The sequence below is a fragment of the Rhodoferax sp. genome, assembly GCF_028715765.1.
GTDB lineage: Bacteria > Pseudomonadota > Gammaproteobacteria > Burkholderiales > Burkholderiaceae_C > Rhodoferax.
In genome coordinates this window covers 123929-137908 of the sequence record NZ_JAQURE010000004.1, presented here as the reverse complement: position 1 = coordinate 137908, position 13980 = coordinate 123929, and the positions used below count along the sequence as shown (strand labels likewise).

The 13980-nt window shown below is 48.1% G+C and carries 13 protein-coding genes and 1 pseudogene; 2 read left to right on the top strand and 12 right to left on the bottom strand.

Annotated elements, in window-relative coordinates; genetic code table 11:
- Together PHT20_RS02960 and PHT20_RS02955 are read left to right on the top strand one after the other, a co-directional pair.
- Nucleotides 1-267: pseudogene (locus PHT20_RS02960) on the top strand (class I SAM-dependent methyltransferase); the annotation flags it as partial.
- Nucleotides 268-272: 5 nt separating this feature from the next.
- On the top strand, nt 273-485 hold the full coding sequence (locus PHT20_RS02955) for a SlyX family protein (protein WP_301019353.1): 213 nt from the start codon (nt 273-275) through the stop codon (nt 483-485).
- Here the strand turns inward: PHT20_RS02955 and PHT20_RS02950 are convergent.
- The 12 genes from PHT20_RS02950 to rfbG all read right to left on the bottom strand — a co-directional run bounded on the left by PHT20_RS02950 (nt 482) and on the right by rfbG (nt 13978).
- Nucleotides 482-781, bottom strand: a complete 300-nt coding sequence (locus tag PHT20_RS02950; protein ID WP_300086850.1) for a flagellar protein FliT — start codon at nt 779-781, stop codon at nt 482-484. The genes PHT20_RS02955 and PHT20_RS02950 overlap by 4 nt on opposite strands.
- 2 nt (nt 782-783) lie before the next feature.
- Complete coding sequence (gene fliS, locus PHT20_RS02945; protein WP_301019352.1) at nt 784-1296, bottom strand: flagellar export chaperone FliS; 513 nt, start codon at nt 1294-1296, stop codon at nt 784-786.
- A gap of 154 nt (nt 1297-1450) precedes the next feature.
- A complete protein-coding gene (locus PHT20_RS02940) occupies nt 1451-2209 on the bottom strand; it encodes a class I SAM-dependent methyltransferase (protein ID WP_301019351.1) in 759 nt (252 codons plus the stop codon).
- Nucleotides 2210-2239: 30 nt separating this feature from the next.
- On the bottom strand, nt 2240-2923 hold the full coding sequence (locus tag PHT20_RS02935; RefSeq protein WP_301019350.1) for a glycosyltransferase: 684 nt from the start codon (nt 2921-2923) through the stop codon (nt 2240-2242).
- Nucleotides 2924-2926: 3 nt separating this feature from the next.
- Nucleotides 2927-6103 (bottom strand): glycosyltransferase, encoded by a 3177-nt coding sequence (locus PHT20_RS02930; RefSeq protein ID WP_301019349.1) that lies wholly within the window; start codon nt 6101-6103, stop codon nt 2927-2929.
- 528 nt (nt 6104-6631) lie between these two features.
- A complete protein-coding gene (locus PHT20_RS02925; RefSeq protein ID WP_301019348.1) occupies nt 6632-7471 on the bottom strand; it encodes a flagellin in 840 nt (279 codons plus the stop codon).
- A gap of 182 nt (nt 7472-7653) precedes the next feature.
- Nucleotides 7654-9099, bottom strand: a complete 1446-nt coding sequence (gene fliD, locus PHT20_RS02920) for a flagellar filament capping protein FliD (RefSeq protein ID WP_301019347.1) — start codon at nt 9097-9099, stop codon at nt 7654-7656.
- 163 nt (nt 9100-9262) lie between these two features.
- Nucleotides 9263-10105: a flagellin gene (locus tag PHT20_RS02915; RefSeq protein ID WP_301019346.1), complete on the bottom strand. Its 843-nt coding sequence runs from the start codon at nt 10103-10105 to the stop codon at nt 9263-9265.
- Between the two features lie 126 nt (nt 10106-10231).
- Nucleotides 10232-11152: an NAD-dependent epimerase/dehydratase family protein gene (locus PHT20_RS02910; RefSeq protein ID WP_301019345.1), complete on the bottom strand. Its 921-nt coding sequence runs from the start codon at nt 11150-11152 to the stop codon at nt 10232-10234.
- The gene (locus PHT20_RS02905) at nt 11149-12372 is read right to left on the bottom strand and encodes a class I SAM-dependent methyltransferase (protein ID WP_300086093.1); all 1224 of its coding nucleotides are present in this window, start codon (nt 12370-12372) and stop codon (nt 11149-11151) included. Before PHT20_RS02905 ends, PHT20_RS02910 begins: the two co-directional genes overlap by 4 nt.
- Nucleotides 12369-12929 (bottom strand): dTDP-4-dehydrorhamnose 3,5-epimerase family protein, encoded by a 561-nt coding sequence (locus tag PHT20_RS02900; protein WP_301019344.1) that lies wholly within the window; start codon nt 12927-12929, stop codon nt 12369-12371. The genes PHT20_RS02905 and PHT20_RS02900 overlap by 4 nt, the downstream gene beginning before the upstream one ends.
- Nucleotides 12926-13978, bottom strand: a complete 1053-nt coding sequence (gene rfbG / locus PHT20_RS02895) for a CDP-glucose 4,6-dehydratase (protein ID WP_366520880.1) — start codon at nt 13976-13978, stop codon at nt 12926-12928. The genes PHT20_RS02900 and rfbG overlap by 4 nt, the downstream gene beginning before the upstream one ends.
- Between the last annotated feature and the right edge of the window lie 2 nt (nt 13979-13980).

Here is a 13980-nt window from a genome sequence, read left to right as displayed (position 1 = left end):
GTGTCTTGCTTTTACCTGGCGCATTCGTTGCTGGATGCCAGGTTTGATGACCTCCACCTCAGCATAGACAAAAAACAAGGAACATCACTGTTCTGGCTGATCTGGTTTTACCTCCCGATTCGTTTCTTTGCCCAGCTCACCACACGCAAGGAAAAATCCAAATACCAGACCATCGACCAGCACAATGAACCCTATGTGCAACAAATCAACAGCATCGACGTGCTTACCGGACGCACCATCGTAGTGGGTTGCACCAAAACCCAATGAAATTTATGACCGATCAAACTGAAACACGCCTGACCGAGTTGGAGATCAAGGCCAGCTTTACCGAAGACTTGCTTGACAAGCTCGACCAGATCGTCACCCAACAGCAAGATCAAATCGACCGGCTGACGCGCGAAGTGCATTTTTTACGCCAGCAAACCCCTGAAGAAGGGGGGATGCCACAACGCAATTTACGGGATGAATTACCTCCGCACTACTAATGCAAGTAGTGGTGTGACTCTGTCTGGTTTTGCTCAAAGTGAGCCAGCCAAGGCTCGGCCAAGTAGCGAATCTGCGCATCGTTGTTCAAAATGCGCTGCATGATGCGGGTTTTTTCAGCCCGGTGCTCTGGCTGCAGTTGCTCTTGCACTGCACGGTCGCGCAATTGTTCAATCAGCACCGCGCAAGCCCCTTCAAAACGCATCACCTTGTCCCAATCTTCAGACTTGGCAGCGTCAAGCATTTGAGCGCTGCTGTTTTCGATGGCTTTGTAATAGTCGATAAGAATGTGTGACATTTTTATACTCCTGCAAATGATGGGTTGCCGTAGGCAGCCAAACTTGAAAAAGCTTTGAAGTGCTGTTGCATAGACCCCGAGCGACTGGTCACTACAGTGGGTTCTATCGAGTTTTGATTGGCGTTCCTCACCCAGTTTTGTTTCCAAGCTTCAGCCACGGGCTGAATCAAGCCATGCACTTCAAGCAACAGGGCCACATCATTCTTGATATTGGCCTCGAGCAACCGCATAGAGCAATAGTGATACAAAGCATCCAGGTTCTGTGCCAGTTCGCCACCGGCTTTGAGGTCAAGGTGGGTTCGTAAGCCTTCAGACAAAATTTCAATGGCTTTGCCAAAATGCCGAACCTTGGCACTGACATCGCCCACTTCAATGGCCAACTTGGCCAACTGAAGACGCTCTAAAAAACCTTCAAACAACAAAGTCACCAACTCATGCCCAGAGCTGGATGAAACCCTGGATTCAAGACCAACGTTACGGTAGGCAGAAGCTGCTTTGGAAAAGGTTGAGGTCATGTTGTTCACCATCTTTTGTTTCGTTCTGATGATTTATTTATCGGCCTTTGAGGGTGGAACTTAAGCATCAAAAGCTGTTTGAAGAGTGAATCGAAATTAACTGAGCAAAAAAAACGCTGAACAAGTCAGCGTCATGCATTGATTCATCAATTTATCAATCGGGGACACCAAAGGCACGGCGCATGTCGATATGCGACATAGCAGGTGGATTTTTGATGTGTCCGTCTTGGCCGCGTGCCAGCAACAATGGTGCATTTTTTTTCCGCTTTTCAAGCACCACAATGCTATCAAACACACCAATTGAATACAAATGGTTGGCAATATAAGACTCCTCTATACTGCCTAATGGGGCATGGTACCAAGCATGCATTTCATCCACCATGCTTTTGATGGCATCGAGAAAAGTAATGCCTGAATTCAGCCCACCACCGTGGGCAGGAAAATAACTCGTGTGTGTATCTTCACAAAGATAGGTACCACCATTGGTTAAAGTTGGAAACAAAGCAACCAGTGAGTTGATCTGCTGTGTCATGGTGTGCCCACCATCATCAAGCACAATATCTAATAAAGGATTTTTTTGACTGAACTCCTCCCAGAAGGCTGGATCTGCTTGGTCACCAATCCAAATTTCAAACCCGTCCTTTTCAAGATTTTTGCAATTGGGATCAATGTCAATACCAATGATCTTTGCCTGATCTCCAAAGTAACGCCTCCACATGTGCATGTCACCACCATTTTGCACACCAATTTCTAAGAATGTAATGGGTTTGCCACGGTATCTATCAAAAGCACGATGATAGACGTCGAAATAATCAACCCACTTATGCATGCCTCGGCCACCATTAGACATAAAATATCCAAGAAGTGGATTTTCAAACTCAGACATGGTAGATTTATTTTGATTAAAAATCATGCTGCATCCTTTTGATATTTTAAATTAACTTCAACTAATCCATTTAGACAAATAACGTGCATAGTTATCTTTCCAGCGTTGAGTATTGTAGTTGCCACTACTTTCATGCATTACAGAGAGAGGTATCGTTCCAAGCTTAAGATTTTTTGATCGAGCCAAACGACAAAAATCCAAATCATAGAAATCATAATCAAATTGCTGATCAAATTTCAAACCATTATCAATAATCGTTTTATATTTCATTGCCAAAAATAACCCATCTAGCAACTCAACTTGCTGATCTGGTGCACCAAAAACACTAAGACTTTGTGGTGGTAAAGTTGATCCATGAGCCACAATACCACTTAAAGTGTGTGAATTATAATTAGTTAAAGTTGAATCATTAAATAACCATGATGGCTGTTTAGGTAAACGGACAGTATTACCAGCTAATCCTACGATATCATATTTATTTAATCCATTTACAATTTGATCCATCCAATAAAAGTCAAGAATATATATATCATCATGGCAAAATATATATACATCATCATTAGATGATTTTAAATTTTCAATACCATGATTAAATACCAATGGCAAACTAGGATTTCCATTGGGGTAATAGTACAACTCTACATTATTAGATAGGTATGGTTTCAAAGACTTAGCCAAAGCAGATTGTTCAAAAAAAACATCTTGTGGCAATTTTGATGGGACTATAAATTTGATCTTCATGATTTATTGAAAGATTGATTTGTACCAATTTTTTACCTTAACTTCAAGCAGATACTTTGACATGACCCACTGATGAAGTGCCTCGGCTTTAGCATGACGCAATTTGTTGTCATACAGTGAGCGAATTGCCGCAACCCACGCGTCAGGGTCATTTTTCACACGCACCACAGGTGGGTTATCTGACTGGTAGGGATAGACGTCTGAGCACACCACAGGCCAGCCCATGGCACCATACTCCAACAGCCGTAAATTGCTTTTGCACTGATTGAAAAAATTACCTTCAATCGGCGCTATGGCAATGTCCAAATCAAGCTCAGACATTTTTTTCGGATAGTCACCAATGCTCACAAACCCATGAAACTCTTTAAGCAATGGCTTCATCTCTTCGGTACACATACCCATAAACACCCAGTCCACCTCAGAAGCCAATTCCCTCACCACGGCGTTAACCAACTCCAAATCGCCTTGGTGTTGCCCGGCTCCTACCCACCCCACCCGTAAACGAGGTCGAGGTTTGGGTGGATTACGCAATCCCATCCACTGCTGACCAAGAGTGTTGGGCACGATGTGCACTTCGGCAACGTATTTTCGATAGTGGTCGGCCAAGGGTTGCGTAGTCACGATCAATCGGTCTGACTTGGTCAACGCTTGCATGATGCGGGAGTGACCCTCACGAATTTGGTACTGACGGTTAGGATGCTTTTCAGGAACTTCACCAATCAAATCATCTACCGTTTGAATGATTTTGATGTCTGGTGCTGCATTCTTGAACCCGTCAATCAAAGACAACTGTCCATCATCAACCGAATGTTGCAAGATCAACCTGTCTGGCGCAGCGCGTACCAGCTCAAGGGGCTGCATCAAGCGAAACTGACCATTACCCCCTGGCAAGACCACACTGGTTTGCGCCAAACCAGCATCTTGCAAGGCATTCAGTGGCTCCACCACCCGGTACTGCCCTGCACCGCTGTGAATGGGCAGTGCCAAAACGCGTGGTCTGTCGTGTCGCTGTGGTTGCCAGTCCACCACAATGTCTGACTCAACATCAAAGGGTGTCAAAAGTGACAAATGACGGTTGTAGCATGGGTCGTTGGCCAGTGCCTTTGCCCAACGTGCATGCAGCGCCTGGCGTTCATTCACTTCTTGGTTGGCCAACACAATCTTGCGCGAGATGTCTCGGCGTTGTTGCTCAATGGTCTTGCCACCTTGATGCATCACATTTGTCAAAGGTGTCCACACATGCCGCTTACCCAAAGCACAAAGACGCAAAGAGTAATCCAGCACCGCATGAAAAAGGTTGAATGTGATCTCATCAAATCCACCCAGGGTTTGCCAGTCGGTGCGTTTAGTCAAAAAGAAATGACCCGCCACAGCACTTACGTCTTGCGTTAACTGAAGCCTTGAATACACACCAGCCTCACCCAAACCCTGTGATTCACCCACATAACTGGCTGCAATGCCATTCACACCCAAGATCATTGGGCCACCAACAACTTTGGGATCTGCTGCACCGGATGCCACCAGCCTGGGGGCGACACAACCTACGTCAGATTGAGCCAGTACACCCAACATTGGCTCTAGCCATTTTTCATGAAGCACCTCGGTGTCGTCATCAGCAACCAACACCACGTCGCAACTGACTTGGGCAATACCCGCGTTCAAAGCTGCAGAATGGTTGTAAGGTGTTTGATCAAGTATGACGATCTTCATGGCAGGTAGAGCAAAGCTGCTCACTGCCCCCTCCACTTCTGATTGCTGCGCAGATGTGCAAACCAGTATCACCTCGCGCAAGTTTGGGGCTTTGTACCGCAACACACTTGAAAGCAGGCTGCTTAAGTAACCTGTTTGCGTGCCTGTGGACACGACCAATGTTACTGAAGATGGGGCAGTGTTTTCATAGCTGGGCAGCCAAGTGCCTAAGCGTTCTAACGGTACCAGCTTAGCGCCGGGGTTGATAAGAGCCAATGCATCTCGCGCTGCCTCAAATTCGGAATTTTCGATTGCGGCAGAAAGTTCGCCTGTGCCATGTGACAAAACCAAATCCACGTGTGCAAAGGCGGCGCGCCCGGTTTCTGAAAGAAGTTGTAACGCCTTCCGATACAGTTGCCCATCAAACAAGGGGCACCCCATACCCAGCCAAGTGGATGATCGCACCGCTACTGCAGTGCCCAAGTAATTGGTGCACCGAAGCAGTTCTACGTTCAAACGAGGTTTGAAATCGGGGTATTGACCTTGGCTGTCGGCTCCACGAACATCGTCATCTGCATAGATGATTTGTGCCAGAGGATTTGCCTGTGCAGCCAAACGCCATTCCATCAACGCATGTGGTGCCAATGTGGTGCCTGCACGCACCAGCAAGGTCAGTGGATTGTTAACCCGGCTTTCTAGCGCAAGCGTTAAATCTAATCCACGTACATCCAACCACACCAAAGTGTCGGTTGACTCAAACCCATCTGGCGCAGCTTGGTCAGCCACCACAAACACCCTCTCGGGTTGACCCAAAGCTGCAGACGCGCTGTCTAAGGTGTCAGCTAAATCATTCAATGGGGTTGACCGATGGTCAATGACCAACGACAAAGCAGGCAGGTGACCAGACACCAAATACTCAGCATAAATTTGCGCATCGATTTCACGCAATGAACTGCGCTCTCCCCATTTGGCATATTGACGATGAATACGAGCCCATTTAAGACGATCTGCACGCGCAGCCAGCTCGGAACTCTCTTTAAACACATCAGGCAACATGTCCACACTGGATTGCGGCCACACGGTAGTCATTGAAGCAGCCTCTGCGGCAACTTGAGTGTCGTCAATGAACGCTTCAAGCTCTTGGCTACAGTTGGCTACTTTGGTCAAGTAAGTGTTTGAGAACAATGCAACCGTGGCCAGTGCTTGAGCCACTTGGTCATCTGCATCACCCCAAGCCAGCCCTTCTACACCCCATTCATCCAGCCAAGCAAAACGCTCTGGTAAACACTGCGCGTTTGGCGTCAACACCACCGCGCAACCAGCCCAACGCGCCAATACAGCCAAATCAGACCACTCGTAAAGGTACAACACGCGTGCACTGTGGAGTTGGGCAACAAGCTTGTCAAACTTGTCTGCAAAATCAACATCAATTCGCTCTAGATCGCGCAGACCTTGCGCAATCACGCCGCTGTATTCGCTGACGTAAAGCAACGATTTATCCTGCTGTGTGGTGTCACTTGATCGAGTGAATCTTGACAATTCAGGCAAAGGCAGATGAAGCCTTTTAAAAGGTCCATCAATCAAATCACCCTGCACATACAGATGCTTTAAAAGCGATAACTTTTCGCTTTGCGATTGTTTGGGCACACCACCCCACCAGAAATGAATTTGCGTGCCCACATCAAGCGGATTTTTGGGGTCTAACCCCAAATGCAATAACACTGGTTTTTTACCTGCCAAATAGTGTGCCGTTTGAACATGAGGCAAAAGCAAAGGCGCCCAAAAGCGCCCATGTGTTTTATTAGAAGAAAGATAGCTCTCAAATCCTTTGGCGTTGAGCGCACTGCAAAACGCCAGAGCTTTGTACCAAGCATAGGCGCCCCCTTGACCAGAAGTGATTAGGTAATAAGGCTGTTTTGATGAAGCGAAATCTAAATCTGCCGGGGTTGTCGTTATTAAATTCATGACACATCAATTCCTCGAGAAAATTTCGACAAGCCCGTCAGAAAACCAGTCACTTTATTGGAGCAGCTTCAACACATTTTGTGGTAATTGGTTAGCTTGGGCAATCATGGCAGTGCCAGCCTGCTGCAGAATTTGAGAGCGACTCAAGCTTGCTGTCTCAGCTGCAAAATCCGCATCCATGATACGACCCCGAGCAGCTGACTGATTTTCAACTGCCGTCTTGAGGAAAGAAATGGTTGTTTCAAAGCGGCTTTGGACAGCGCCCAACGATGCACGGGTAGAGTTAAGCGTAGCCAAGGCATCATCAATTGCCGAAATATTCGCTGCATTACCACTATTGACTCCAGTCAAGCCACTTGCAACGCCTGTGGTTATTTTTAACACAGAGGCAGCTGTGCTGATTTGCATTGAAGAGGCAACAATTGTGATGGTTTGCCCGCTGTTTGCGCCCACCTGAAAGTCAAAGTTAGCAGTGTTCGTAAACAGCGACGTCCCATTGAATTGAACGGCTGACAAGGTGCGTTGTAACTCTGAACGTAGTTGAGAGTACTCTTCATTCAACGCACTCACGTCACCAGCCTGATTTGTAGAGTTAACAGATTGCACTGCCAGCTCTCGCATCCGCTGCAGCATCTCAGACATAGAACTCAACCCCCCTTCTGCCACCTGCGCTAACGAAATACCGTCATTCGCATTACGAATTGCCATGTTCATGCCCCGCACTTGCGTGTTCATGCGCTCTGCGATGGCCAAGCCAGCCGCATCATCCTTGGCGCTATTCACACGCAAGCCTGAGGACAAGCGTTGAATCGCGGTAGACATTTGTCCTTGTGTGATTGACGCATTGCGCTGCGCATTGAGCGACATAACGTTGGTATTGATGGTCATTGACATGGCGACACTCCTTCAAAATTCGGTGTGATGGGTTAAACAACTCACTCGGCGTACTGTGATGCTTTGGTGTTGTCATCTCATCCGGGTGTTGGGGTAATTGTTCAGCGTCCCCAAAAAACTTAAGCCCCGATAAACGGGGCTTTTGGTTCTTTATTCACCGACTTGCAGCAGCGCTGCCCAAGTTATCCGCTCGTCCTGTTCCATTGGGCGATTTGCTGTGTGACGAAATTGCCTAAGCTGTTGATGCTGCCAATGTTTGCATCCAATCGGCTGTATTGAGCATACAAACGAGCCTCCGTCCTAAGCACTCTTGCATTCATGTTGTCTATGTCTTTGGTGTTGCGTGTAATAGCTGCTTGCAAGGCAGTGTTGCGCCCAGTGACATTGCCATCAATGGCATTCGCGCCACGGGCAAAGTCACGCAACCTCCGCGCAATGCCATCCGTGGAAGCTGTGCCAGACGAATAAGTGAAAAATGTTTGCACATTGCTTGGGTTTTGAAGTGCAGCATCCAACTTGGTGGTGTTGGTGCTTAAGGTGCCATCGCGTTGCATTTCTAAACCCAGATCACTCAACCGCCCGAGCGTGCTGCCACTGGGGCCAGCAGAGGCCGCCAAATCACGCAACATGTTTTGCAAACCAATGGCGGTGCTGTCACCTTGCAAAGGCCCACCTTTTTTACTGCCTGGGTCGTATTTCAAGTCATCTGCCAATTTGGAGCGAATGCTGTTGTAGGCCGTGCGAAAGGTCTCAATCTTGGTTTTAATAAGTTCTTTATCTAACCCCACGGTCACCTGAGCAGCCGTAGTGGTGGTGGTCTGCAAGTTCAGCGTGACCCCAGGCACGGCATCACTGACTGTGTTGGTGGCCGATGAGACAGCAATACCGTCAATGCTGACAGACGAATTTTGTGCGGCCTGGGTTTGTGTCATGCCGTAAAAAGCTGGTACAGCGGCCGCTGCGTTGTAAGCATAAGCTAATTGACCAACACCGGTGGTGCCATCTGTAATTTCTGCAGAAGCCTCATCATAGGTTTTGATCTGAAAACCCGATGCGTCGCCTGTGCTGTTACCCCGGATCAGCAAACGATCTTGTCCACCGCTAGTCACCACAACAGCAGACACACCAGCGCCAGCGTTATTGATCTTGCCAGCAATATCAGAAAGTGTGTCGGTACTGGCCACTGACACACTAAGCACCGAGTTGCTGCCCCCGTTAAACGTGGTACCGCTCCATTGACCAACCTGAATGTCAAGTCGCCCCCCTGAACCCAGAGCTGCGCCCGAAGTGACTGCACCAGACTTCAAAGACTGCACCTGCGCCAGCGCATTGACCTGCACAGAAAATGAACTCGCAAGCGCTGTGGATGTGGCGGAACCCGTGATGGCTGTTGAGTTGCTGGAAGAAAACGTGCGGGCATTCCACGTGGTGGAGTCCATCATGGCTGTAGATGCATCATCCAAAGTTGCCAGTGATGACTTGATGGATGCGTAAGCCGACAATTTGGTTTGAAGCGTTGAACCCTTGGTTTGCAGCTGAACAATGGGCTGTTTCTCCAAATTGACCAATTGGGTCACGATGGACTTCACGTCCAGACCACTGCCAACGCCAGGTGATGAAATCGCCATGATGAACTCCTACTCAATACCAGTGCCGAAATAACTTACAACCAACTGTTTATAACGCTTTCGGCAGCTTTCTAAATCCCTAAAAACATGCCTTGTTTGAATTGCAATGCAAAAAAGGCTCAGCCAATCGACTGAGCCTTTGAACGGTTAATCGCCAGCAAATTTACCGAAGCAGAGCCAACACACCTTGCGGCAGCTGGTTAGCTTGAGCGATCATGGCTGTACCAGCCTGTTGCAAGATTTGAGCACGACTTAAATTGGCTGTTTCTGCGGCGAAGTCAGCATCTGTGATACGACCTCGTGCAGCAGCTTGATTTTCAGAGGATGTTTGCAAAAAGCTGATGGTGGTCTCAAATCGACTTTGTACAGCACCTAAAGTAGCACGCGTGGAATTGATAGTTTTGAGGGCATTATCAAGATCGGCAATGTTGGCAGCATTTGCGGAATTTGCAGAGGTGGTCAAGGCACTGGCGGAACCAGCAACGATAGCCGTTACGTTTGCAGCTGTTGACACGTTCATTGCAGAAGCGGCAACTGAGATTGTTTGACCACTGTTTGCACCCACTTGGAAATCGAAACTACCAGTCGATGTAAAAAGATTGGTGCCATTGAACTGAACTGCACTGATCGTACGGCCAAGCTCTGCACGCAACTGAGTGTATTCTTGGTTAAGCGCATCAATATCGCCGGAGGTGTTCGTTGTGTTTACTGCCTGCACTGACAATTCACGCATGCGTTGAATCATGTCAGCCATGGAAGCCAAACCACCATCAGCTGTTTGAGCCAATGAAATACCGTCATTGGCATTACGAATTGCAACATTCATGCCACGCACTTGGGAATTCATTCGCTCTGCAATGGCCAGACCAGCTGCGTCATCTTTTGCGCTGTTGACACGCAGCCCAGATGACAAACGTTGAAGAGATGTGCTGAGAGAAGACTGGCTCACACCTGCATTGCGTTGGGCATTGAGCGATTGCACATTGGTGTTGATGGTCATGGACATGATAAATTCTCCTAGAGTCTGAAAAAGCCGGCGAATCCACCGGTGACGGACCCACACATTGCAGGTCTGGCAACGAACCTTTTCTACAGCCCGTTGATTTATTTATCGGGTGTTGTTCACCAAACTTTAGGCCTTATCTGCAAATTTACCGAATCGAACCTTGGAAGGTGATTCAAGCTCCACTAGGTCAACCAATCGCGTCATCAAATCTTTGTTTGGCACTCCGACCACACGCGGCGGAACATCCATACTGTCAGCCCGCGCACCAAAAGCCAATAAATCGGATCGATTGAATGGCTTGGCAAAATTTTCTACCAACTGCCGCACAGTAATCGCTTGACCAGAGCAAACATTGATTGGGCCTTGCCAGTCTTCCAGCGCAACTAAAGCTAGCAGATTGCCAGCAAGGCGCACATCAAGATAATCGCGAATCTGTTGACCTGTGGTTAATTCAGCTCGAAGCCCTGCAGTCAACCGCGCCCGAACATAAGGTAACAATCGGCGTGAATCCTCACCCTCTCCGTAAAGGTAAAACAAACGACACCATGCAAATGAGATTTTTTGAGATGCACACCATGTTGCCAGTGCATTAAATGCAGCCACCTTCGCGCCTGCGTAGGGTGTCAATGGCTTAAGCGGCACATCAACTGACAAATCCACTTGCGGATCGCTCAAGTCATACTCCAAACATGTACCCACCCCAACCAGCCGCTTGACACCAGCCAGCGTTGCCCCCTGAGCCAGCCTCAAAGTTCCAACCAAACAATCCAAATTGTTGCCAGAGTACAGGTAGTCAACGGGGTTGACGTACCACGCCAGATGAAGCACCGTATGCACACCTTCACAAGCTTTTGTCCACCAATCAACGCTTTCTGCAAATGCATCTGAGGTGTAAATACAAGAGACTTGAGGACTGTATTGCGGGTTGCCGACCGAATTGGCCGCGCGCAACAGCAACCTAACTTCACAACCCAACTGCAACAGCTGTCGTAACACCTGCCTGCCCACAAAGCCATTGGCACCGGTAAGTAAAACCCGTCTGTTCATGAAACACAGAGCCTGGGTACAGCCGTCACAAACTGGGTGCCTTGCAAGGCAATTTCTGAATTTTGCATTTTTACCTCTTGCGCAATGTTCCAAGGCAAAATGATTAAAAAATCAGGTCGATTCGCTGCCAACACCTCGGGAGACAAAATAGGAATATGGCTACCCGGCATGAATTGGTTTTGCTTTGATTGCGCAGCATCACAAACAAAGGGCAACAAATCAGGCTTTACACCAGCGTAATTCAATAAGGTGTTGCCTTTTGCTGCAGCGCCATATGCAGCTACTGTTTTCCCGGCACGTTTTTGTTCAATCAAAAACAATAAAAAATCATCTTTGACTCTGTTGGCCTTATCTTGGAATTCTTGATAAGTGCGTAGTGATTGCAACCCGTTATCAAGCTCTTTTGTCAACACTTCATCAACACTGATTTGCCGCGCACGGCTATCTTCAGCATGACAAGCATAGACACGCAAACTACCACCATGGGTTGACAACTCTTCTACGTCGAAAACCCGTAAACCCGAAGCATCAAGGATTTTTGATACTGTTCCCAATGACAGGTAAGAAAAATGTTCGTGATAAACGGTGTCAAATTGGTTATGCAATAGCAGTTGCATCAAGTGCGGAAACTCTAGCGTGACCGTACCAGTGGGTTTGAGAACAGCTTTTACCCCCCTTATAAAGTCATTGATGTCTGGAACATGCGCCAACACATTGTTTCCCACGACCAAGTCTGCTGATTGACCGTTGCTCGCCAATTTATCCCCCAACTGTTCACCAAAAAATTCCCTTATGACAGGTATTCCTATACGTTCAGCAGCATCGGCAGTGCTGTCAGTGGGTTCAATGCCAAGACAGGGAATATTTGCAGCGATAAAGTTTTTGAGCAAATAGCCATCATTTGAGGCGACTTCAATGACCAAGCTGTTAGAACCCAATGACAGTTTTTTAGTGATTGACTCCACATATTGAGCTGCATGTGCTAACCACCCTGATGAGGTGCTGGAGAAATATGCATATTTACTGTCAAACAGCTCTGATGCAGCAGCGTAATCTTGGGTTTGAACCAACCAACAATGGTCACAAACCATCACGACAAGTGGGTAATGTTTTTCCGGCGCAGTCAGTTCAGAACGACTCAGATAAGCATTGGATGGGGGGGCAAAGCCCAAGTCCAAAAACTTATGCGTCAAAGGCGCATTGCAATGTCTACATTTCACAAAATGACTCCTTTAAAGCCGTCATCCAGCCAGGGGTGGGCTGTGTCACGTTCGGAGCGGACAGTTACGCTCAGTGGCCAATCAATGCATAGCAAACCATCAAAAGCATTCAATGCTGACTCCGCCTCTGTGACGTAGGGCTTAGAGTGCAGATAGATCAATTCACAGTCATCAGACAGGGTTTGGAAACCGTGCGCAAATCCTTCTGGAATCAGCATGGAGTACAAATTTTCTGCAGTTAAACACTGCGCATGCCAATGCAAAAATGTGGCAGACTCAGCTCGCACATCCACAGCCACATCCCACACCGAACCGCGCAAACAAGTCACCAATTTGATTTCAGTATGCGGTGGTTTTTGAAAGTGCATGCCACGTACTGTGCCGCACTTCGCTGTCACACTGTGATTGATCTGAGCAATCGGCACAGTCCAGCCCGCATGAGCCAACTCTTGACTACAAAACAAGCGTGAAAAATGCCCTCGCGCATCACCCAGCTGCTGGCGTTTGATCAACTTCAGTCCAGCCAATGGCAGCTCTTGGATTTCAAAACGAGTCATGCCTGCGCCTCAAATTGCTCAATGTCTGCCATGCACAGTTTGCGTGCATCTGCGCCTTCATGTTGCGCCCGATACCAAGACATGGTTTTCAATACCGAGTCTGCGAGTGACCAACGTGGATGGATGCCAAGGGTCGCATTGGATTTGGCTGTTTCTAATGCCAACCAATTTGCCTCATGAAGATTTGAATTACATATTTCATAGCGAGTTACGCAGTATTCATAAGGCCTAGAGGCCAATTCGATGACTTTTTTGACGGTCGCTGCCTCGCTGGGTGCAGGTCCAAAGTTGTAAGCGCCAGCCAAATCAGGTTGCACCCACAATTTTTCTGCCAAGCTCAAATAGCCAGCCAAGGGCTCCAGCACATGTTGCCAAGGGCGTGTGGCTAGCGGATTGCGAATGACCAAGGGTTGTTTGGCTTGCCAGGCGCGAACGGCATCGGGCAACAAACGGTCGGTCGACCAGTCACCGCCACCCATCACATTACCGGCTCTGGCGCTTGCCAATGCCACACCAGATGCTTCAAAAAATGAAGCACGGTAACTGGCAATAACAATCTCGCAAGCAGCTTTGCTGGCACTGTAAGGGTCGTGTCCGCCCAGTGCATCGTCTTCCCGGTAGGGGTAGTACCACTCCCGGTTTTGATAAACCTTGTCGGTGGTCACTGCAACAACCACACGCACCGAATCCGTGCCCTTGACAGCTTCAAGCACGTTTGCAGTGCCCATCACATTGGTGGAAAAGGTTTCCAAGGGGTTTTGATAGCTAGGACGCACCAGCGCTTGCGCAGCCAAATGAAACACAATTTCTGGACGCAACGCCTGAACGCATTGGATCAACGTTTGTGCATCTCTGATGTCGCACATCTGACTGTTGATCCAAGGCTGCTTGGAAAGTAGCGCATACAAGCTGGGTTCGGTGCTGGGTGGTAGCGCCACACCCATCACCTCTGCACCCAGCTTTTGCAACCACAAAGCCAGCCAAGCCCCTTTGAATCCTGTGTGGCCAGTGACCAATACGCGCTTGCCATGCCAAAAAGCACCCTTCATAG